Raw genomic sequence first — 1,329 nt, 5'->3', positions numbered from 1 at the left:
GGCCGTCCCGGCCCGGGCGGCCCCGGCGGCCCGCAGGGCGGCGGCTACGGCTACCCGCAGGCCGGTCCTGCCCCGACCTCGCCCGGCCCGGGCGGCCCTGGTGGCCCTGGTGGCTTCGGCGGTCCTCCCGGCCCCCGTGGTCCCGGCGACCCTGGCGGCCAGCCTGCGTACGGCCGTGCCGTGCAGGCCGTCGCCTGTGGCCAGGCGGGTGGCGATGCGCAGGGACATCAGGTCCAGGTAGGCCGTGAAGACGTCGTTCCGGTCGATCGCGGCCCCTTCCGGGGGCGCGGAGACAGCCGCCCGGACCTCCCCGAGGAGACCGAGGACGAGGGGATGCCGGGCGTCGGCCGGGACGAGGGCGCGATCGGGGATGCCGTGGCTCCGCCGCGCCTTCCCGGCCTCGTCCTCGGTGAGATCCCCGAGCCGCACGCACGGCTCCGCGGGCAAGGACGCGGTCTCCCAGTACTCCGCCCGGCACGCCACCACCAGCCGGGCTCCCGCTTCCCGCAGCCACCGCGCGGTCCCGTCCGCCCAGTCGGTCGTCCGACGGGCCAGGGCCGGTGGCATCTCCTCGGGGCCGTCGAGCAGGAGCAGCAGAGGTCGCCCCAGGGAACGGGCGAGGTGGGCGAGGCGCTCGGGCCCGGTGTCGCCGAGGTCGGCGCAGCCGGAGGCGGCCGTCACGGCGGGGGCGGCCCGGTCCAGCGCACGGCGTGCCGCGTCCGCCACCGACGCATCGTCGTCCCGCAGTTCGCAGCCGCGCAGCCACAGCGTGGGCTGCGCATCTCGCCGCCGCCGCGCGGCGAGCGCCGCGAGTTCCGTCGTCCGGCCGCTGCCCGGTGGTCCGACGAGGCCGAGCATGGTCGCCGGGCCTTCCATGAACGCGGTGAACTCGGCTGCCACGGCCGCCCGTTCGACCGGTGGCGGGGCGCCGGGGCCGCCGGGCGGGCCCTCCAGCGGCATCGAGGTGCCGGTCAGCTCGAGCACCCCGGCCAGATTGAGGTCCGCGCCGTAGGCGGGGACCGTCGCCGCGTTCTCGGCGAGCAGCTCGCCCAGCGGCCCCGCCGCCCCGGGGATCCGGGCCCGCAACGGTACGGCGAACCCGACGTCGCGGTGGTCGGAGCTGAGCGCGGTGCCGAGGACCGCGACGACGGCACCGGTCCCGGCGTCGAGCACGGGGCCGCCGGCCGCTCCGCCGCCCAGCCGCAGCGCGTCCCGCCCCGCGGTGCCGACCGCCAACTCCAGCGCGTCGTCGAGGCGATGGAAGCGGTCCGTGGCCGCGTACGTCACGGAGGCCGGGCCCAGCACCCGCGCTTCGCGCCAGCCCCCGGC

General features: G+C 78.7%; 1 pseudogene. It reads right to left on the bottom strand.

Going from position 1 to position 1,329, the window contains the following annotated elements:
• Positions 1–1,329, bottom strand: a pseudogene (locus ABZ281_RS49550) (serine protease); the annotation flags it as partial.

This window comes from Streptomyces sp. NPDC006265, from assembly GCF_040613555.1.
Taxonomy (GTDB): domain Bacteria; phylum Actinomycetota; class Actinomycetes; order Streptomycetales; family Streptomycetaceae; genus Streptomyces.
The sequence above is the reverse complement of the archived record's forward strand: the minus strand, read 5'-3'. Positions and strand labels throughout refer to the sequence as shown.